16 protein-coding genes are annotated in these 19,678 nt (G+C 59.8%); 7 read left to right on the top strand and 9 right to left on the bottom strand.

Features of this window, described 5'->3' with window-relative positions; genetic code table 11:
• Positions 1-22 precede the first annotated feature (22 nt).
• Both HMPREF2528_RS03385 and HMPREF2528_RS03380 read left to right on the top strand, forming a co-directional pair.
• Positions 23-646, top strand: coding sequence for a TetR/AcrR family transcriptional regulator (locus HMPREF2528_RS03385; protein WP_070542409.1), 624 nt, complete (start codon positions 23-25; stop codon positions 644-646).
• 113 nt (positions 647-759) lie between these two features.
• Complete coding sequence (locus tag HMPREF2528_RS03380) at positions 760-1,869, top strand: sucrase ferredoxin (protein WP_070542405.1); 1,110 nt, start codon at positions 760-762, stop codon at positions 1,867-1,869.
• 170 nt (positions 1,870-2,039) lie between these two features.
• Here HMPREF2528_RS03380 and HMPREF2528_RS03375 read toward each other — a convergent pair whose 3' ends face one another.
• The 3 genes from HMPREF2528_RS03375 to HMPREF2528_RS03365 all read right to left on the bottom strand — a co-directional run bounded on the left by HMPREF2528_RS03375 (position 2,040) and on the right by HMPREF2528_RS03365 (position 6,693).
• A complete protein-coding gene (locus tag HMPREF2528_RS03375) occupies positions 2,040-3,719 on the bottom strand; it encodes an NAD-dependent succinate-semialdehyde dehydrogenase (RefSeq protein ID WP_070542402.1) in 1,680 nt (559 codons plus the stop codon).
• Between the two features lie 466 nt (positions 3,720-4,185).
• A complete protein-coding gene (locus HMPREF2528_RS03370; protein ID WP_070542399.1) occupies positions 4,186-5,790 on the bottom strand; it encodes a glycerophosphodiester phosphodiesterase in 1,605 nt (534 codons plus the stop codon).
• Positions 5,791-6,180: 390 nt separating this feature from the next.
• Positions 6,181-6,693 carry a PTS sugar transporter subunit IIA gene (locus tag HMPREF2528_RS03365; RefSeq protein ID WP_044150002.1) on the bottom strand — a complete coding sequence of 171 codons (513 nt, stop codon included), beginning with the start codon at positions 6,691-6,693 and terminating at the stop codon, positions 6,181-6,183.
• Positions 6,694-7,032: 339 nt separating this feature from the next.
• Here HMPREF2528_RS03365 and HMPREF2528_RS03360 point away from each other — a divergent pair, with 339 nt between their 5' ends.
• Positions 7,033-7,614 carry an arsenic metallochaperone ArsD family protein gene (locus HMPREF2528_RS03360; protein WP_070542396.1) on the top strand — a complete coding sequence of 194 codons (582 nt, stop codon included), beginning with the start codon at positions 7,033-7,035 and terminating at the stop codon, positions 7,612-7,614.
• 183 nt (positions 7,615-7,797) lie between these two features.
• Here HMPREF2528_RS03360 and fbaA read toward each other — a convergent pair whose 3' ends face one another.
• Positions 7,798-8,823, bottom strand: a complete 1,026-nt coding sequence (fbaA, locus tag HMPREF2528_RS03355) for a class II fructose-bisphosphate aldolase (protein WP_012902702.1) — start codon at positions 8,821-8,823, stop codon at positions 7,798-7,800.
• A 263-nt stretch (positions 8,824-9,086) separates the two neighbouring features.
• Between fbaA and HMPREF2528_RS03350 the strand changes: the two genes are divergently transcribed.
• The 3 genes from HMPREF2528_RS03350 (at position 9,087) to HMPREF2528_RS03340 (ending at position 12,719) form a co-directional block, all read left to right on the top strand.
• Positions 9,087-9,473 carry a hypothetical protein gene (locus HMPREF2528_RS03350; RefSeq protein WP_049342000.1) on the top strand — a complete coding sequence of 129 codons (387 nt, stop codon included), beginning with the start codon at positions 9,087-9,089 and terminating at the stop codon, positions 9,471-9,473.
• Positions 9,474-9,779: 306 nt separating this feature from the next.
• The gene (locus tag HMPREF2528_RS03345) at positions 9,780-11,381 is read left to right on the top strand and encodes an amino acid permease (protein WP_070542393.1); all 1,602 of its coding nucleotides are present in this window, start codon (positions 9,780-9,782) and stop codon (positions 11,379-11,381) included.
• 285 nt (positions 11,382-11,666) lie between these two features.
• Positions 11,667-12,719, top strand: coding sequence for an ornithine cyclodeaminase (locus HMPREF2528_RS03340; RefSeq protein ID WP_005504242.1), 1,053 nt, complete (start codon positions 11,667-11,669; stop codon positions 12,717-12,719).
• Between the two features lie 569 nt (positions 12,720-13,288).
• Here HMPREF2528_RS03340 and HMPREF2528_RS03330 read toward each other — a convergent pair.
• From HMPREF2528_RS03330 to HMPREF2528_RS03310, 5 genes are all read right to left on the bottom strand, one after another.
• Positions 13,289-14,104, bottom strand: coding sequence for a hypothetical protein (locus HMPREF2528_RS03330; RefSeq protein WP_070542386.1), 816 nt, complete (start codon positions 14,102-14,104; stop codon positions 13,289-13,291).
• Between the two features lie 266 nt (positions 14,105-14,370).
• Complete coding sequence (locus HMPREF2528_RS03325) at positions 14,371-15,132, bottom strand: TrmH family RNA methyltransferase (RefSeq protein ID WP_246823864.1); 762 nt, start codon at positions 15,130-15,132, stop codon at positions 14,371-14,373.
• A 123-nt stretch (positions 15,133-15,255) separates the two neighbouring features.
• Entirely contained in the window at positions 15,256-15,837 is a 582-nt protein-coding gene (gene pyrE / locus HMPREF2528_RS03320) for an orotate phosphoribosyltransferase (protein ID WP_005504234.1), read from the bottom strand.
• A gap of 65 nt (positions 15,838-15,902) precedes the next feature.
• Complete coding sequence (locus tag HMPREF2528_RS03315) at positions 15,903-17,507, bottom strand: anthranilate synthase component I family protein (protein WP_070542382.1); 1,605 nt, start codon at positions 17,505-17,507, stop codon at positions 15,903-15,905.
• A 27-nt stretch (positions 17,508-17,534) separates the two neighbouring features.
• A complete protein-coding gene (locus tag HMPREF2528_RS03310; RefSeq protein ID WP_070542379.1) occupies positions 17,535-17,867 on the bottom strand; it encodes a rhodanese-like domain-containing protein in 333 nt (110 codons plus the stop codon).
• Between the two features lie 310 nt (positions 17,868-18,177).
• Here HMPREF2528_RS03310 and HMPREF2528_RS03305 point away from each other — a divergent pair, with 310 nt between their 5' ends.
• Positions 18,178-19,638, top strand: coding sequence for a peptide MFS transporter (locus tag HMPREF2528_RS03305; protein WP_070542376.1), 1,461 nt, complete (start codon positions 18,178-18,180; stop codon positions 19,636-19,638).
• Positions 19,639-19,678 lie beyond the last annotated feature (40 nt).

Here is a 19,678-nt window from a genome sequence, read left to right as displayed (position 1 = left end):
CCCAAACCCCTAGACTGGAACCATGCCCCGACTAACAGACGCCACCAAAGCCGCACGCCGAGCCCAAATCATCGAAGCCGCCATCGACTGCTTCCTCGAGCGCGGCTACACCAACACCTCCATGAGCGACATCATCAAAGCCTCCGGACTGTCCTCCGGGTCCATCTACTCGCACTTCTCCGGCAAAGAAGACATCCTCATCACCGCCATCAACGAGCGCCTCAACAACGTCAAGGAGCTCTACGAAACACTCCCCGAAGGCGCAGGCCCCCAGGATATTCTCGAAACCATCCACACGAACCAGCTGGTAAACGACAATTTCTCCGCCATGCTGCGCATCCGCGCCGGATCGCTCCACGCACCCGAAATCGCCAGGGCAACCGCAGACACCATGCCTCTATTGCAGGGCATCATCGTAAAGACCCTCACCCCCTGGGCAGCCGAACAGCTCAGCGTTCTACACGAAATCAACCCCAATTCAGCGCAGCGCACCCCCGAACAGGAGGCGCTCATCGCCGACTACGCCCGCGACACTGCAGACGCCTTCATGATGGTCTTCCAGGGGTACATGCTCCGCTCCTTCTTCGGCACCCCCAAGGAAAAGGACCGCCTCTACCGCGTCGCCTCAGCACTTCTTCCTGAGTAGTTGACCGCCCGATAGTCCCCAAAAATCACCCTTGATCGGTTGTTTTTCAGCATTTAGACCATACAGGGGCAACATAGGTCATTCACATCCTGCAGGCGTAGAATCGAGAAACCATGACTGAATCCTGCACCCCCGCAACCCCCGAGCCGCGCGCCACCAACCCCGCCGAGCTGAACAATCTGCGTGCCGCACACGCCGACGAACTCTCCTCGCGTACCCGCGCCACCACGATTCCCGCAGACTCCTGCTCCCTCTACGACGACGAGGCTCTCGGCGGCACCGCCGGACGCGCCACCGCATGGCTGGCGCTCGAGCACGTGGGTCACTGGGGCCGCGACGTGCTGGACGGCACCGCCCTCGGCGAGGAGCTTTCGGAGGCGTTGGGCGAGGCAGTCTCGCAGGCGGGTTTGAAGTTCCTGCTGATCCGCCAGGTGGGCAGGGCGGGGCGTGTACTGCACGGCGCACCGGATGCATCCGGCAATCCGACCCACCGGGTGCTCTACGCGCTCTGCACCCCGGGTGAGGAGAAGCTCTACTCGTTCAGTGTGAGCACCCCCGAACAGCTCCTCGACCTACCCCTGGGCAACCCCCAGGAGTTGATTCAGGCGACCGGCGCGGAGCTCATGGACTCCCCCGTTATTCTCGTGTGCACCCACTCCAAGCGTGACCGCTGCTGCGCCCTGCGCGGTCGCCCCATTGCGGCGCACCTGGCGGATATCCTGCCGGGTAATGCGGTCTGGGAGTGCTCGCATACGGGCGGTCACCGCTTTGCCCCGGTCGGCATTATGCTGCCCACCGGCTACACCTACGGTCGCCTCTCGGAGCCTTCGGCGCTGGCGGCGTACCTGTCGCTGGCGGGCCGTGCCATTCCGTCGCTGCACGGCCTGCGAGGCCGCAGCACGGATACCCCGGTGGAGCAGGCGGCGGAGGTTGCCGTACGCCTCGAGCTGGAGAAAAAGGGTGAAGAAGTAACCTCTGGAGGTTTGGTTTCACGTGAAACATCGGTAACGGAGGCAATGAGTACACTCCTCGAGGCGGGCATCGACCCCGCGGTAGACACCGCCGAACACCTCACCCTGGAGGCGGCACTCACCTCCCACACCGACGGACGCACCTGGGTCACCTTCTTCGAGCGGGTCACCCTTGAGCCGCGCCCCAACTCGTGCGGCAAGGGTCCCGCAGATGCTTTCAGCCGCGAGCTGCTCGCGCTGCGTCAGCTCTAGGCAGAGTCAGTGCTAGGCAGCGCCAGCTCTAGCACCCGCGCATGATGTAGACAGCGCGAAGCCCCGGCGGGCACCTTCTCGGGTACCCACCGGGGCTTCGCCGTATTCAGGACTCTCTGCGCCCAGCTACACGCCGGATATAGCTAACCACCAACCCGACGGCCGCTCGCCTACCCGGCGAACGGGTTCGGTGCGCCGATGTACTGCAGCTCGGTGTACTCTTCCAGGCCCTCCGGGCCGCCCTCGCGGCCCATGCCGGACTGCTTCACACCGCCAAAGGGTGCCGCCGCGTTCGAGATAACGCCGGAGTTGTAACCGATCAGGCCGAACTCCAGACCAGCCGCCATGCGCGTAAAGCGCGGGTGGTTGCTCGTGTACACGTACGCCGCCAGGCCGTACTCAGTGTCGTTGGCGAGCTTCAGGGCGGTGCGTTCGCCTTCCTCGCCGTAGCCGCCGAACGTGGCAATCGGGGCGACGGGGCCGAAGATTTCTTCACGCCACACGCGCATCGAATCGGTCACGCCGGTCAGCACGGTGGGTGTCACGAAGTTGCCCTTGTTCAGGTTCTTGGGCATGCCGCCGGTATCGCTCGGAACGTTCTCCTCCAGCTCGGGAATGTCTCCGCCGCAGGCGAGGAGCGCGCCCTTGCCCAGGGCGTCTTCCACCATAAAAAGCATGGATTCAACCGCTGAAGGTTGAATTAGCGGCCCACATTCGGTTCCGTCGATAGCTCCGTCACCCACGACGGTCGCCTCCATACGTTCCACGAAGGCGCGCGTGAACTCTTCTGCCACGTCCTCGTGCACAATGAATCGGTTGGCGGCGGTGCAGGCCTCGCCCATATTCCTCATCTTCGCCGCGTAGGCACCCTCCACAGCGGCGGGGATGTCCGCGTCCTCAAAGACGATGAACGGGGCGTTGCCACCCAGCTCCATGGAGGTGCGCAGAACGTTCTGCGAGGCCTGCGCGAGCAGGGTGCGGCCCACGGCGGTGGAGCCGGTGAACGAGACCTTCCGCAGGCGCTCATCAGCCATCAGCGCGGAGACAACCTCGCTGGTGCGGGAGGTGGTCACCACGTTCAGCACGCCGTCCGGCAGGCCCGCCTCACGCATCAGGGACGCGAAGTACAGGGAGCTGAGCGGAGTCAGGGAGGCGGGCTTGAGCACCGCGGTGCAACCCGCCGCGAGCGCCGGGGCGACCTTGCGTGCCGCCATGGCGAGCGGGAAGTTCCAGGGGGTGATGAGCAGGCAGGGGCCCACGGGGCGGCGCACGGTGGTGATCTGCAGGCCGGATTCGGGGGCGACCGCGGTGCGGCCGAAGCTACGGGCGGCTTCTTCGGCGTACCAGCGCAGGTAGTTCGCGGCGTAGGCGACCTCGCCGCGGGACTGGTCGAGGGGCTTGCCCATTTCGAGGGTCATGAGCCGGGCGATGACCTCGGTGCGCTGCGTCATGAGCGTGTAGGCGCGGTTGAGGATGTCGGCGCGTTCGCGGGGGCTGGTTGCCGCCCATGAGGTGCGGGCGTCGCAGGCGGCGTCGAGTGCTTCGATGCCCTGTTCGATGCTGGCGTCGGCGACGTGCGCGAGGATTTGGCCACAGGAGGGGTTGTGCACGGGGAAGGAGCCGTTGTCACCGGTGACCCAGGTGCCGCCGATGAGCAGGTCGGTGGGCACGTAGAAGAAGGGGTAGGAGGGCCGTTCGTAGGGGTCGATGGGTTCGCGCTGCGGCATGTTGATGCTTTGCATGTGCGGTTCGGTGCGCCCCCGCAGTTCGGCGGACTTTGCGGCGGGCTTTTCGGAAGTGGGGCTCTCTGGTGCCGTGTTTGCGGCGGGGTTTTCGGGCGAGGTGGTCATGGCGTGCCTTTCGGGTTGGGGCGGCCGGTGCGGTCGACTCTGACGCTTTTAATTCTAGTCCTGCACGCTCCCCTACCCCTCGAACCTGCCCCGCGCGCCTATACGTCCTTGCGCGCCTCGAACCAACCCTGCGGTTCTCTCCCCTGCCCCGCGCGCCTACACGTCCCCCACCTACACGTCCCAGTCCGCCCTCCCCCACCTTTCCCCCTCGCCCGACCCTGAAAAGGCCGCGGGCACGCCGAAGGGGGCCGCATCCGCTGTGGATACGACCCCCTTCGGGTGGATTCTTCAGGTTGATTCTCACTCGGTGTGCGAGCGCCTATCTGAGAATTATGGAGCTGGGGATTATGGAAAGCGTTGCCCGGAAGGGATGCTCGGTGTTGCATCCGCTCTGCCCGGTACCCGTGTTCTCACCGCTGAGCGGCGGTGAGGCGGGCCCCTAGGTGGACTAGGCCCACCGGTCCTCTCAAATCCAGGACTGACGTGCCTCGATTCGAGTCAGCTCCAGAGGACCGCCATCGTTGGTGCCGTGGAAGCGGCCGAAGTGTACGTACGGGCCGCGGTAGGCGCTGTGGTTGATGGGGCTGGAGTATTGGCCGTTGACCGTGTAGTAGAAGCTGTTCTTGTTCACCACAATCTTGCAGTTCAGTGCCTGGCCGGTGGTGACCTTCTGGCGCAGCTTCATGGTGTGCAGCACGCGCGGGCTTGCCTGGTTGGGTTCGAAGCAGAGAATCTGCGCTACGGAGCCGCCGCGGTAGTTGGGGCGGATGGCGAGCACGTAGGTGCCGTCTTCCTGGTTTGCGGCGAACTTCTTGCCGATGCCGAAGGGGCCGTCGTGTTCGCGACCGAAAGCGACGTAGCCGTAGTGGCCGTCCTGCTGCGGCAGTGCACCGGTCCACTTCATGGAGAAGTCGAGGGTGTACTTTTCGCGGGTGGTGTAGTTCGCCAGCGGGCCGAGCAGTACGGATTCGTCGTAGCGCTGGTTGTGCACGATGGCTACGCCGGTCAGGTCGGGCATGTCCGCTGCGACGGAGGGGTCGGCGGGCAGCATGCCGTGGGGACGCTTGCCGGTCTTGATCTTGACGCTGGAGTCGAAGGGGTCACCGATTACCCAGTAGGGGTCGGGGCACATGAAGCCCTTCACGCCCAGTGCCTTGTACTTTTCGTAGGCGGAGCGGCGGTGGATTTCCCAGACGATGACTGCCTTGCCGAGGCCGGTGAGGGCGCGTACGTTCTCTTCGCTCATGGAGCCCTGGGAAGCGCCGGTCGGCTTCTCGTAGTAGGGTACGCCGATGGCGTCCACGTTTTCGTGGCGTGCCATTGCGGAAATCTTATCGATGGGGTCGCCGCCGTCGAAGTAGCACCAGGTGGCACAGCCTGCGGAGTTGGCAAGCTTCAGGTAGCGGGAGGTGGGCTTGAAGCCGCCGCTGCCGTCACGGTACATCTTGATGACGGTGCGGCGCTGCAGGCCGCGTTCGGTGATGAACTTGACGAGGCCTGCCTGTGCGGGGCCGTCCTTCGCTTCGAGGAACAGTACGACCTTCTTGCCGCCGACGGAGGCATATTCGCCGCCTGCGGGTACGGCGTCAACGGCTGCGATGGCTTCTTCGAGGGTGGGGATGTTGTACAGGTCGGTCTTTTCGCCCAGGTTCTTGCGCATGTTGACCTTGTGCTGGCGCAGTTCGGCGAGGGTGTGGCCGCGCACGTCCATGGATGCGCCGGTGGTGCGCTTGATGTTGGTGTCGTGCATGCAGACGAACTGGCCGTCGCTGGTGGTGCGTACGGAAATTTCGACGGCGAGGGCGCCGCGGCGTACGGACTCTGCGTAGGCGTAGGCGGTGTGCTCGGGGCTGATGTTGCCGGCACCGCGGTGGGCGATGAAGAATTCATCGGTCTTGTAGAGCAGCTGATGTGCGGGGGAGCCGCTGTGTACTGCCGCGAGCTGTGCGCGGGTGTTGGCTGCGGCGTGGGCTTCGCCTGCCTGGAGCATGAGGGCGGCGGGCGCCAGAGTGGAGGCGCCAATGAAGCCGCGGCGGCTCAGATTCTTGGAGATCTTCGGGAATGCAGTCACCGTAGTGGTCCTTTTTTCGTTTATGAGTTGAGCGTAATGTGTGTGGTTGGTCATTGAAGTTTTGGTTTATAGCTGAGGGTCCGGATTCTCTCAACTCAAACTGCAACTTCTATGTAGGATAACGATTTTTTATCGGTGATTCACTGCGTTCACAAGCAAATAGGGTATTATGTGCGCCTCATTCTTACCCGCTGTGCAATGCGGGTGAATGTGTTCCTCCTTTTCCGCCGCTTTTAATAGCGGCATTTCATGCGGCGTTAAAAAATTTCTCGTGTAACGAAAAAAGCCGCGCCTGTAGCCCGATTGAGCCTGCAGGACGCGACCTTTTGCGTTAAGTATTTTCGCGGGTTTTCACCGCTGTTGAAGCTGAGCTATTTTCGCTGGTTCAGCTTACTTCTTGGATGCCTGAGCGACGCGGTCACCGGCTGCAACGGGGCGGCGGGACTCAGAGTCCTTGGAGATGTTGAACTTTGCGGTGTTGGTAATCATCACCATGGTTTCCTTGGAGGGGATGCGACCCTCGATAGCTGCCCAGTCGACCTCGATAATGGGTGCGCCTGCCTCAACCTTGTCACCTACGTTAGCGAGCTTGGTGAAGCCGTCGCCGCCGAGCTCAACGGTGTCGATACCGATGTGGACCAGTACCTCACCGCCGTTTTCAGTGCGGAGCATGAATGCGTGCAGGGTGTCCTGAATCAGTGCAATGGTGCCTGCAACGGGTGCGACGATGGTGCCTGCGGTGGGGTTCACTGCGTAGCCGTCGCCCATAACGCCCTGAGAGAAAACGGGGTCGGAGACTTCGCTCAGCGGCAGGTACTCGCCGGTAGCAGGTGCGACGTAGACGTCTGCGGACGATGCTTCCTGTGCGGCAGCTTCCTTCTTCTTCTTGCCGAAACCGAACATGTATGCTCCTTCTGGTCGTGTTGCGCTATGAATAGCGTGTATTTGTAGCGCTGATGCGTCCGCGTCGGATGCGGGCGTCGTTGCCTTCTTGGTCTCACACCGGGCGGCGCCTGCCTGAATTGCAGGGTTCGCACACTCCGGTGCATATGCACTCAGAATACAACACCTAAACCCGTAGCTCACGAGCTGAGGGTCATTCGACTCGAATTCTGCAAATATTCCGCAAATCTGGAACTTCAACTCACACTTCTGCACTCTTGAGGTCGCGAGTACACTTAGTGAAGGACTGGCACCCCTCCCCCCGAGCCGGTGCCCATAAGAGAGAAAAGGCTGAAACTGATGACTGAAGCGGCTGAGACCGTTCTTGAAGTATTTATTCCGGGTCCCGGCGAGAACCCGGAGGATCCGCAGGATATGGAGCGCTCCGAGTTCCTGGGTGCCGCGCAGGAGGCGCTGGATTCGGGCGTGGACATTGAGGTGTACTCCACCGACTCCTACCCTTCCGCATTTGAAGAGTGCGCCCCCGTGGCGGAGCAGATTGAGATGAACGGCCGCGAGGTTCTGCCGCTCATGCTCGTCAACGGTGAGGTGAAGGTGTCCTTCTCCTACCCGACCGCCGAGCAGATTATGCGTTTTGCGCGCGCCCACCTGGTCGCCCAGCCGAAGGCTAACGCGGCAGCTGCTGCGTGCGGCCCGTCCGGTTCCCCGGCGGCGTCGATGATCCCGAACCTGAGCGGCGAACCCGCCGGTTTCGCGGCAACCCTGGCGGGTAAGGCACCCCAGCCGGTCGGCGGCCCCGAGATTGGCAACCGCGTGAACCTCATGGGTGGCGACACCGGCGACGGTATCCCCACCTCCGGTTCGGTGGCTGTGAAGTCCGGCGGCTGCGGATGCGGTGGTTGCGGCTGCGGCGGCAAGTAAACCCGCCCCTGTCGGCAACGAGCGCCTGGCTCACCCGGTTCTAACTCGCCCGGTTCTAAAACTACATAAGCAAAGAGCGGTGCCCGCCTCCTCGTGATGAGGAAGCGGGCACCGCTTTCGCTTAACGAAGCTTAGGTTCACACCCGGCAGCACCTACGGGAGCTGCGGCGGGCGAACAGCACCTTACTTGATGGAGGTACCGACGGAACCGAGCTGCTGGCAAGCCTCGACCACGCGTGCGGCCATGCCTGCCTCTGCAGCTGCACCCCAAACGCGGGGGTCGTAGGTCTTCTTGTTGCCGACCTCGCCGTCAACCTTCAGCACACCGTCGTAGTTGCTGAACATGTGGCCAGCAACGGGGCGGGTGAATGCGTACTGGGTGTCGGTGTCGATGTTCATCTTGATAACACCGTAGGACACTGCGTCTGCAATCTCCTGCTCGGTGGAGCCGGAGCCACCGTGGAAGACCAGGTAGAAGGGCTTGTCGCCCTTGCCGTACTTAGCGCCGACCTCGGTCTGGATTTCCTTGAGCAGCTCGGGGCGCAGGTGAACGTTACCGGGCTTGTACACGCCGTGAACGTTACCGAAGGTCAGAGCAGCCATGTAGGTGCCCTTCTCGCCCAGGCCGATTGCCTCAACGGTCTTGATTGCGTCTGCAACGGTGGTGTACAGGGAGTCGTCGATAGCGCCTTCAACGCCGTCTTCCTCGCCACCAACGGCACCAATCTCAACCTCGAGAACGAGCTTTGCCTTGGAGGTACGCTCGATCAGCTCAGCAGCAATCTTCAGGTTCTCGTCCAGGTCGATTGCGGAGCCGTCCCACATGTGGGAGTTGAAGATGGGGTCTTCACCGCGAGCAACAGCCTTCTCGGACTCTGCCAGCAGGGGCAGGACGAAGCCTTCCAGCTTGTCCTTGGGGCAGTGGTCGGTGTGCAGTGCAATGTTCACGTCGTACTGCTTAGCAACTTCGCGTGCGTATGCTGCGAAGGCCAGGGAGCCAACGACCATGTCCTTCTTGGAAGCGCCGGACCAGTATGCTGCACCACCGGTGGATGCCTGGATGATGCCGTCCGAGCCAGCCTCTGCGAAGCCGCGGATTGCAGCATTCAGGGTCTGGGAGGAGGTCACGTTCACTGCGGGGTACGCGAAGCCCTTTTCCTTCGCGGTCTGCAGCATTTCTGCGTAAACTTCGGGGGTTGCAATAGCCATATGCTGACTCCTTGGATAGATGCGACCGGTTACCGATGCTGGGCCGGTTCACCATATTTTGTTGGCGCGCGAGACGCCTCCTACTCGCACTATTTTACCAAGATACGACTTATTTATCGTTAATTTTTTGTGGGTTTTTTTGGGTTTACTGCAGCGAAATTTCCGCGAATTACCGCGGTAAAGTAGAGGTGTTAATGACTTGATGTCTTCTGTGCGTGCAGGGCAGCGTACACATCACCCGGACGCGATGAAAGGAACCTCCCATGAGCAAGGCGAGCGCTAAAAATAATCCAAAACAGCTCGACGCGAAACGTGAGAAGCGTGCCCGCCAGGCGCAGCGTCGTGCTGAGCGTGAGCATCCGAATGCGGCGGCTATTGCCCCGGTGCGCGCGCAGTTGGATGAGGTTCTGGAGCGTAAGAGTCGGCATGTTTTGGGGCACGGCGATATGGCGAAATCCCTTGAGTTGATGGAGAAAATGCGTGATGAGGGCGCGAGTGACCACGAGATTGATGTGGCGCTTGCGGAGGCGAAGCTCCCCTCGGTCGTGCAGGTGGGCCGTAAGTCGTTGATGCGTTGGCCGAGCTGGTGGTGGTTGAATCGTCGCGAGCGTGCATTGCGGGCGAAGATTGATCGCCTGATGGAGGGCTAAGCCCCCGTTTTGAATAGGTTGTGAGAGCACCCCGTTGTGGGTGCTCTTGTGCTGTGTACTGGTGGAGGAATTGATTTTTTGGACTCAGAGTTCAATTAATCTATTTCACACAACAATGAAAACCACACAATACAACATGAACCAAATATATTCATAAGATATGCATTATATGTATATAAATTATTACGTGATGCGGGTTATATTTACCTAAATTACCGTGCTATAGTCGTTACAACCCGCAGACGTGTTCCCAACCACATTTCGTGTAGCACGTGCTTTAGACGTAACTATCCAAGGAGGCATAGCGTGAGCACCTCACCGAACAAGAACCCGCAGACTTCTGCAGCGGATCAATACACTAAGCCCCCCACAGACGACCCGTTCGCACACGAACAGGAAGGCTTCCACAAGGGGCTTGGCGCACGTCAGCTCCAGATGATTGCCATCGGTTCCGCTATTGGTACCGGCCTGTTCCTGGGCACCGGTAGCCGCCTGCAGGACGCAGGCCCCATGCTCGCCGTCATCTACGCCGTCATCGGCTTCTTCGGCTACCTGATCCTTCGAGCCCTCGGCGAGCTGATCCTTCACCGCCCCTCCTCGGGCTCCTTCGTCTCCTACACCCGCGAATTCTACGGCGAAAAGGCCGCATTCGTATCCGGATGGCTGTACTGGCTGAACTGGGCAATGACCGCCGTTGCAGACGCCACCGCTATCGCCATCTACATCAGCTGGTTCGGTCGATACAACCAGTTCTTCGCAGACATTCCCCAGTGGCTTAGCGCATTCATCGTCGTTATCATCACCGTGGCTCTAAACCTCATCTCCGTGAAGCTCTTCGGTGAGCTGGAATTCTGGTTCGCACTCATTAAGATTCTTGCCCTGCTGTCCTTCATGGCGGTAGGTATCTGGTACCTGGTCTTCGGTGAGCCCATCAACGGCGTCACCCCCGGCCTGAGCCTTATTGCAGCCAATGACGGCTTCTTCCCCAACGGCATTCTTCCCGCTCTTATCGTGGTTCAGGGCGTTGTGTTCGCCTACGCCGGTATTGAGCTGGTCGGCACCACCAGTGGTGAAACCAAGAACGTTGAGAAGGTTATCCCTCGCGCTATCAACACCGTGATCTGGCGTATCGCGATCTTCTACGTTGGCTCCGTGGTTCTGCTCTGCCTGCTCATGCCCTACACCGCATACAAGGACGCAGAGTCGCCGTTCGTGACCTTCTTCGACGCTATCGGCATTGACGGTACCGCACCGATTATGCAGCTGGTCGTTATTACCGCGGCTGCTTCCTCGCTGAACGCTGGCCTGTACTCCACCGGCCGTATCCTCCACTCGATGGGTGTTGCAGGTTCGGCACCGAAGTTCACCACCAAGGTGTCCCGCTCCGGCGTTCCGGTGGCAGGTATTCTGCTGACCGGTGTGATTGGCCTCTTCGGCGTTGTGCTGAACTTCTTCGTTCCCGAGCAGGCGTTCGAGGTCGTGCTGAACATCGCATCCGTGGGCACCATGGCTAGCTGGGCGGCTATCGCAATGTCGCACCAGAAGTACCTGAAGCTGGTCGGCGAGGGCAAGTACAAGCGCCCCAACTACCGCGCACCCGGCGGTCGCTTCAGCGACTGGGCTGTGATGGTGTTCCTCGCTGTTGTGCTGGTGCTGATGGCACTGGATTACCCGGTCGGCACCTACACCCTGGCATCGCTGTTGCTGGTTATCCCGCTGCTGATTATCGGCTGGTACACGGTTCGTGACCGCGTCAACGAGATTGCTCGCGTCCGTGAAGGCTACACCGGTTCCGTGCCTGTGATTGCTGCCCGCCCCGTGGTGAAGAAGCTCGTGTCGGAGCCTCGTACCCACATTGACCTGGGTGAACTGGACGCTGAGGACGAGGACAAGCCGAAGGGCAACTAACCCGACCGGTTGCTTCCAGTCCCGGTGATACCCCGGTGGAATCCCGGTGAAGGCGATGAGGGGGTTCTAGACCCTAGCCCGTAGGTTCCAGGAGCTCTAGGGCCCCCTCCCTGCACGTCTTTTCGTGTTCGTTCCGTATTACATCCGTGTAATACATAAAGCAAAGTACATATCTACAGCATTTCTAATACGGTGTGTCCTGCAATATATTTTGAGATAATAGATATCCGCAGTGACCACCAGATGCACAAAGAAGTTTTGTGCAGATATTCAAAGGAGAAAATCATGACTGAACGTCCTAGCGCACACGCGGTGGAATTTGTTGACGTCGCCTCGATGGCGAAGTGGATTCAGAAGGACGGCGTAGGCAACATCATTGCCGGCATGGTCGACTTCCTCGAAGAAGACTTCAAGAAGTGGCAGAGCTTCGACAAGATTCCGCGCGTCGCCTCCCACACCCCCTTCGGTGTGATTGAGCTGATGCCCACCTCCGACAACATCACCTACTCCTTCAAGTACGTGAACGGCCACCCGTCGAACCCGGCACGCGGCTTCCAGACCGTGACCGCATTCGGTCTGCTCGCTGACGTGGACAACGGCTACCCGGTGTTCCTGGCTGAGATGACCCTGCTGACCGCGCTGCGTACCGCTGGCGTGTCCGCCATGGTTGCTAAGCACCTGGCACGCAAGGATTCGAAGAAGATGGCAATGATTGGTACCGGCTCGCAGTCTGAGTTCCAGGCGCTGGGTATGCGCGCTGTGCTCGGCATTGAGGACCTGTCCGTCTACGACGTTGATCCGCACGCGATGGAGAAGTTCCGCCGTAACCTGGAGCCGCTGGGCTTCCGCATCCACCTGGCTAAGGACGTGGACGAGGCTGTTGAGGGTGCAGACATTATTACCACCTGCACCGCCGATAAGCAGCAGGCGAAGGTTCTGCTGGACCGCCAGGTGAAGCCCGGCGTGCACCTGAACGCTATTGGTGGCGACTGCCCCGGCAAGACTGAGCTGGAAAGCGAAATTCTGGACCGCTCCACCGTGTTTGTTGAGTTCCCGCCGCAGACCCGCATTGAGGGCGAGATTCAGCAGAAGGACCCGGACTTCCCGGTGGTGGAGTTCTGGAAGGTTCTGACCGGTGAGGAGCCGGGCCGCGTGTCGGATGAGCAGATTACCCTGTTTGATTCGGTGGGCTTCGCGATTGCTGACTTCTCGGGTCTGCGTTATGCCCGTGCGGCCACGCAGGACACCGACCTGCAGCAGTTCATTGACCTGGTTGCTAGCCCGGATGATCCGAAGGATCTGTACTCGCTGGTGAACGTTAACGTTCCGGTGGGCTAAAGGACTAAGCAGCCTGACGCTGAGTGGCCTTGAGCTGGCGGGCCTGTAGGTGCGCCAGCATGGGCTGCGAGGTTGAGAGTGAATAAAGTGAGGGCCGGGGAGTGGTGATACTCCCCGGCTCCTTTATTAAAGACATAAGTAGATGCTGCGGGTCCCATTAGGAACACCAACCTCACCGCATATCCAGACACGATATACACCTCTCACTTATGCTGGTATAATTAAGGCAGTTATTTGGTAATTTTAGATTTCTTCCAGAGTTTCTAATATTTTTGGGTTCTCCAGCGGGGGTTCAACTCCCCCGAGGATATGGATTGTGGTTATCGCTGTATTTTTCAATATCCTATATGTATATATGATGGATGGTGATTCTATGAAGGATAAACATACTACCCACAAAATTGGAAAATTTACATTCTTGGTAATTGTAACCTATATGTTCAATGTTCTAAATTCCATATCCGCGTCGGTTATGCTGGAAGGAACCTATTTTTACCAGATATCTAATACAAAGCCTGGAAATGGAATTATCCATTTCCAGGCTTTACATTTATAGCCATTGACCTCATCTACTGGCGGGTGGCAATAATTTCGCGCGCCTTCGCTACCTTCGCGTCACGATAGGCCTTCAACTCATTCAGCAACGCCTGATTCTTCTCAATCAAAGGCCCCTGATAGGACGCCTCAATATCACCCAGGCGCTGAGCCAGCCTCACCTTCTCGCTACATTGAGCTTCAATGGTTGCCAGGCGGATAACCTCCTCCAACACTTTGGGATCATCAGCATTCAGACTGGCCAATTCTTTACTCGTCCATTCACCGTCCCCGGTGCGAGGCGTCAACCCTTTCTCACGCTGGCAGTCCCACCATTCTGAGCGGGCTTTCTTCCATTCAGGGTCACCCTGCGCACGCAGGTATGCTTCACTACGGATACGACCGACAGGGCGGTACTTTTCCTCATCAGCCACATCAAAATAGAGCATATCCAGTTCTTCCCGATGCTCTTCGCGGCAGCTGGCCCTGACGTCTTCAGGGATGCTCTTATAAATCCTATCCTGCTCTTCTCCGACTTTGAGGAACGTAAAATGATTCGCCACATGCTTCACATTCCAGAGGCCATACTGGGCGGCCTTGCCAGAAACCCAGCCGTTTTCTAGAATTTCAAAATCGTATCCTTTTTTCGCATAGCACTCTTTACGAATCAACAAATGCGCCCTATATGTTATATCTTGGGCCTGGTCACTCATGTCATATTCATCGAGCGGAAGAGTAATATAGTTATTTTCAAAATCCAGCTGGGCTTTGAGGCTAGTATCTTTAGGCGCAGCGGCACAGGAACTTAAAGCTAAAGCAAAGCAGGCGAGTAGGGCAGAAGATTTCTTCATTGTTACCGACTCCTTTCAGGGGAATGACGTCGCGGTCATTCATATGCACAACCCGCAACCATTGGCGAGCCGAAGCCAGGAAATCCATCGCATACCCTAAACCGAAATTGAGAGTGCGATTCTCACATCTCCTGTGATTTGCGTTAACACTAACACGCCTAGGTAATTCCATGCGTGGTTTAAGCCACCCCAACCCCCAACAAAAAAGGTTCCGACGCGCACACAACGCATCGGAACCTTTAAACACCTCATAAACAGCCGCCAGGCTACGACGGAATCTGGCCAAACACATGGCGGCGAACCCACGCATGCATCGCAATACCCGCAGCCGTCGCCGCATTCATCGAACGCGTTGACCCAAACTGCTCAATCGACAGAGTATCCCTAGCCGCTGCATGCAACTCCTCCGACAAGCCCGGGCCCTCCTGACCAAAGACCAGCACACACTTCTTCGGCAGGTCATAGGTCTCCAGGGGCACCGAATCCGGAAAAATATCAATACCAATAATCTCCAGACCCTCAGCCTGCGCCCACGCCACAAAATCCTCAATCGTCGGATGATGACGCACATGCTGATAACGATCCGTTACCATCGCACCACGACGATTCCAGCGGCGACGCCCAATAATATGGACCTCCTTCGCCAACATCGCATTCGCCGTGCGTACCACCGTGCCAATATTCAAATCATGCTGCCAATTCTCAATCGCCACATGAAAATCATGGCGGCGCGTATCCAGGTCAGCAATAATCGCGTCCATCGACCAGTAACGGTACTTATCCACCACGTTACGGCGGTCACCCTCACGCAGCAGCTCCTCATCCCAATGGTCACCCTCAGGCCACGGGCCCTCCCACGGGCCCACACCCACCTCAAAACGGGCAGTACCCTGCTCAGTACCCTCAACAGCCTCAGCTACAGCCGCCTCCGCAGGCACAGCCTCAGCAGGTACAGCCTCAGCCGCATCACGATTCTCAACCATCACAACCACCTTCACGCCAACAACCAGCGCCACTCCGGCGCCCACAGAGCCATCTTACAGACAAAAACCCGCACCACCAGCCACACACAGTAGCCAGCGGCACGGGTTCACCCGCCGCAACGGGAACGTCTTAAAAATTCACGAGATCCTAGTCCAAGCCAGTAGAGACTAGTCCAGGCCCAGCTCATCCTTCGAGTACGCGTACAGGCACGGAACGCCCGCAACCTCTTCCACATGCTCCTTAGCGCCGGTCGCACGGTCAACAATCACAGCAACCGCCACAACCTCAGCGCCAGCCTTACGCAGCGCCTCAACAGCAGTCAGCGCAGAACCACCGGTAGTGGAGGTGTCCTCCACAGCAACCACGCGGCGACCCTCAACGCTCGGGCCCTCCACCTGACGGCCCATGCCGTAAGACTTCTGAGCCTTACGCACCACAAACGCGTCAATCGCACGGTCCTGATCACCAGCAGCACGCATAATCGCGGTACCCACCGGGTCAGCACCCATGGTCAGGCCGCCAGCAGCCTCAAATTCGATGCCGTTCTTATCCAGCAGGTCCAGCATGACCTGACCGACCAGGCGAGAAGCCTCGTGGTGCAGGGTAATGCGGCGCAGGTCAACGTAGTAGTCGGCTTCCTTGCCGGAGGCGAGGACCACGTGCCCGCGCACCACAGCCAGCTCCATAATCAGCTGGCGCAGGCGTTCACGGGCTTCTTCAATGGGGAGGTTTTCAGAAAGCTTAGTCATAGTTCCAGTGTAGCGGCTCACGTGCAGGCGGCGCAGGCTATTCCCTGTGCTATTCCAGCGCTAGGTTATTCCACCACACGACCCACCGACGGCGGCAACGCGGCGCGCAGCTTCGTCAGCATCTCCTCATACTCGGCGGTCGGGTCGGAATCAGCCACGATAGCGCCACCCGCGGCAAGAGTCACCGCGCCGTCATCGTGCGCCACAAGCGTGCGAATCACAATCGACAGGTTCGCCGAACCATCCGCCGACACAAAGCCTAGAGCACCCGAATACACGCCGCGAGCGCGACCCTCCAGGCGCTCAATGATCTGCATGGTTGAGGGCTTCGGCGCGCCAGTCATCGAACCACCCGGGAAGCACGCCCGCGCGGCAGCCACCGCGCTCACACCCTCACGCAGACGCGAGCTGACCGTAGACACCAGCTGGTGCACCGTCGAATAGCTCTCCACGCCCATGAGTACCGGCACGCGCACGGACGCCGGGTCAGACACCGTGGACAGGTCATTACGCAGCAAATCCACGATCATGAGGTTCTCGGCGCGGGTCTTCTCATCGGTACGCAACCAAGCTGCGGCCGCGGCGTCTTCCTCCGGGGTGGCCCCGCGCGGCACCGTGCCCTTAATCGGCTTCGTCTGGGCATTACGCTGCTCATCCACGCTCAAAAAACGCTCCGGCGAGGAAGAAAGCACCGAAAAATCACCGCACCGCAAATACGCCGCATACGGCGCCGAATTGTGGGCGCGCTGGCGGCGGTACAGCTCAAAGAAAAGCTCCGGGCTCGGGTTGGGGATGCGCGCGTTCGTCTGCGCGGTCAGGCACACCTCATAGCTGTTACCCTCGTAGATTTCGTGCTGACTAGCACGAACGGAGTCCATGTAGGCTTCCGCGGCGGGTGCCGGGAAGAGCAGGAGCTCGGCAAGCTCAGGGGCATTGACGGGGGCGTTGACGGGAGCATTTTCGGAGGCGCACTCCCCCGCCGTATTCAGTACCGCATTCAGCACCGGGGTCAGCGCCGCACTCAGCAGCCGCTCCGCCGCCTCACACCACGGCTCATCGCCCACCAGCCAGCTACGCGCCGCACGACCCGGGCGCGCATGCTCGTGCACCAGGTAGCGGACCGCCGGCAACCACAGAGAATCCGGGGTCGGCGCCTCATGCGCCGGCAGGTAGCCGGGCACCGGGTAACCGTGCTCCAGACCCATGGCGGCACGCGCCTCATAGCCGAAATAGCCCACGTAACCGCCACGCAAACCCGCGGGCAGACCGGTCGCCGCCGCGGCATCCGGGTGCACGCGCGGTGCGCAGGCGAGCGCCGCCTCCAGCTGGGCGAAGGGGTCTTCCCCGCCGGACTCAGCCGCCGCACGCGCCGAATCCACGCGCAGGGGCGACAGCTGCGCCGGAACCACACCCACATACGAGGCAACCGACATGGGCGACTCCTCGCGCGCGGAATCCAGCCAGAAGGAATACTCAGCGCCACCGCTCAGCAGCGGGTACGCCTCCTCGCAGTTCGCCGCGAAAGGAAGCGGGCGCACGATAAGCTCCCGCGTCTGCGCATCCCACGGGATGCTCTGCAGAGTACTCGGCAGGGCATTCGGGGAGGCAGATGCGGGAGCGTTCGGGGTAGAAAAAATACGGTCCGCGGAAGTTTTAGTCACGGACTCCATTGTATGGCGTGCAGACGAATTGGCGGTTTAGTGAACGACTGCGGGTGCTTCGCCGTTTTCGCTGGTCATCGGCAGGCCGGCAGCAAACCACGCACTGGTGCCGCCTGCAATGTTGTGTGCGGCGTAGCCGTGCTCACGCAGGAAGGTTGCCGCGCGGTTCGAACGGCCGCCACCGTGGCAGATGACGTAGAAGTCCTCACCGGGTGCGGGCAGCTCAGCCAGACGCTCAGCGATGGTGCCGAGGGTGATGTGCTTGGCGCCGGTCGCGTGGCCACCCTCCCACTCGTAGTCTTCACGCACGTCGATGATGGTTGCGCCTTCGGGAACGTCGCGGGGGTCAACCTGGGGTACAGCGGTCATGGGGTTCTCCTTTGAAATGGTTAAAAATGAGCCGGTCGGCACGGCGGGGTGCCGGGTGGGCATAGTTATGGTTCCACTCTAGCGCTTTGGGGGTGCGTGGCGCATCTAGCCCGGTATTTGGGGGTTTGCGAGATTCGGAAGCAGTGCATACGAAAAAATCGAAATGGTTTTTCATGCACTGAATAAGAGTTTATTCTGTGAAATATAGGTGCGTGCCATGTATACATATGCATGGGCAAGGGTATACACTTATACACATATTGCCCGGGTCACACAGAACCCCGGGCTTGCACAGAAAAGAATTACCACCATGTCCAACACCATCACAGGTGCCGAACCCAAGGACACCAAGACCTTCTTCGGCCACCCGAGCATGCTCGCGAACCTGTTCACCGTAGAAATGTGGGAGCGCTTCTCCTTCTACGGCATGCAGGGCATCATGATCTACTACCTGTACTACACCGCCGACAAGGGCGGCCTGGGCCTCGACAAGGACCTCGCCACCGGCGTTATCGGCGCGTACGGTGCAGTCGTGTACCTCATGGCAATCCTCGGCGGTATCCTCGGTGACCGCATCCTCGGCCCCGAGCGTACCCTATTCTACTCCGCCATAGGCATCATGGCGGGTCACGTCTCCCTCTCCCTCATCCCCGGCGTCCCCGGCGTGGTGATTGGTCTGCTGCTGGTCGCTATCGGCTCCGGCGGTCTGAAGAGTAACGCATCCGTGCTGGTCGGCTCCCTCTACTCGGACAACGACCACCGCCGCGACGCGGGCTTCACCATCTTCTACATCGGCGTGAACACCGGTGCACTCATCGGCCCGATTCTGACCGGTTGGGGCTGGAGCACCGGCGGTTTCCACCTCGGATTTGGCCTGGCTGCTATCGGTATGGCTGCCGGCCTGATTCAGTACTCGCTGACCCGCAAGAACCTGCCCGCCTCCGTACACCACGTGGGCACCCCCTTCACCAGCGCTCAGAAGCGTAACTTCTTCCTGGCACTGGTCGGTATCGTGGTCGTTCTCGGTATCCTGCTGGCAACCGGCCTGATGACCGCAGACAACCTCAAGAACTGGGTCATGGGCTTCATCTTCATCGGCGCTATCGCCCTGTTCGCTCAGCTGCTGACCGCTAAGGACGTCACCGCGGATGAGCGTTCCCGCGTCACCGCATTCATTCCCCTGTGGATTGCAAACGCCGTGTTCTGGGCACTGTACCAGCAGCAGTTCACCGTCATGGCGGTGTACTCGGATGAGCGTCTTAACTGGAACATTCTGGGCATGGAGCTGAGCCCGAACCTGGTCAACTCCATCAACCCGATCTTCATCATCGTCTTCGGCATGATGTTCTCCGCCCTGTGGACCAAATGGGGTGACCGCCAGCCGGTCACCACCCTGAAGTTCTCCGCAGCGCTGATTATCATCGGCCTGGCGTTCTGGATCTTCCTCGCTCAGGCGGGTGTTCAGAGCGTGAACGTCGGCTGGATTGTGCTGATTCTATTCGTCTGCACCATCGCTGAGCTGATTATTTCCCCGGTGGGCATTTCGCTGGCGACCAAGCTCGCACCGAAGGCGCACCGCGTGAACATGATGGCGCTGTACTTCACCTCCGTGGCAATGGGTACCGTGCTGTCGGGTTGGTTGGCTCAGTTCTACAGCATGGAAACTGAAGTTCCCTACTTCACCTGGATGGGTATTATCACCATCGCGACCGGTGTGCTGCTGTTCCTGGTGCACAAGCCGGTTCAGAAGATGATGCGCGGCGTGAAGTAGCCACAAAGTTGCTTATCTACACTGCCAACTCGCTGCTTCG

Origin of the sequence: Rothia sp. HMSC078H08 (genome assembly GCF_001808955.1) — a bacterium.
In the GTDB taxonomy this organism is placed as follows: domain Bacteria; phylum Actinomycetota; class Actinomycetes; order Actinomycetales; family Micrococcaceae; genus Rothia.
The sequence above is the reverse complement of the archived record's forward strand: the minus strand, read 5'-3'. Positions and strand labels throughout refer to the sequence as shown.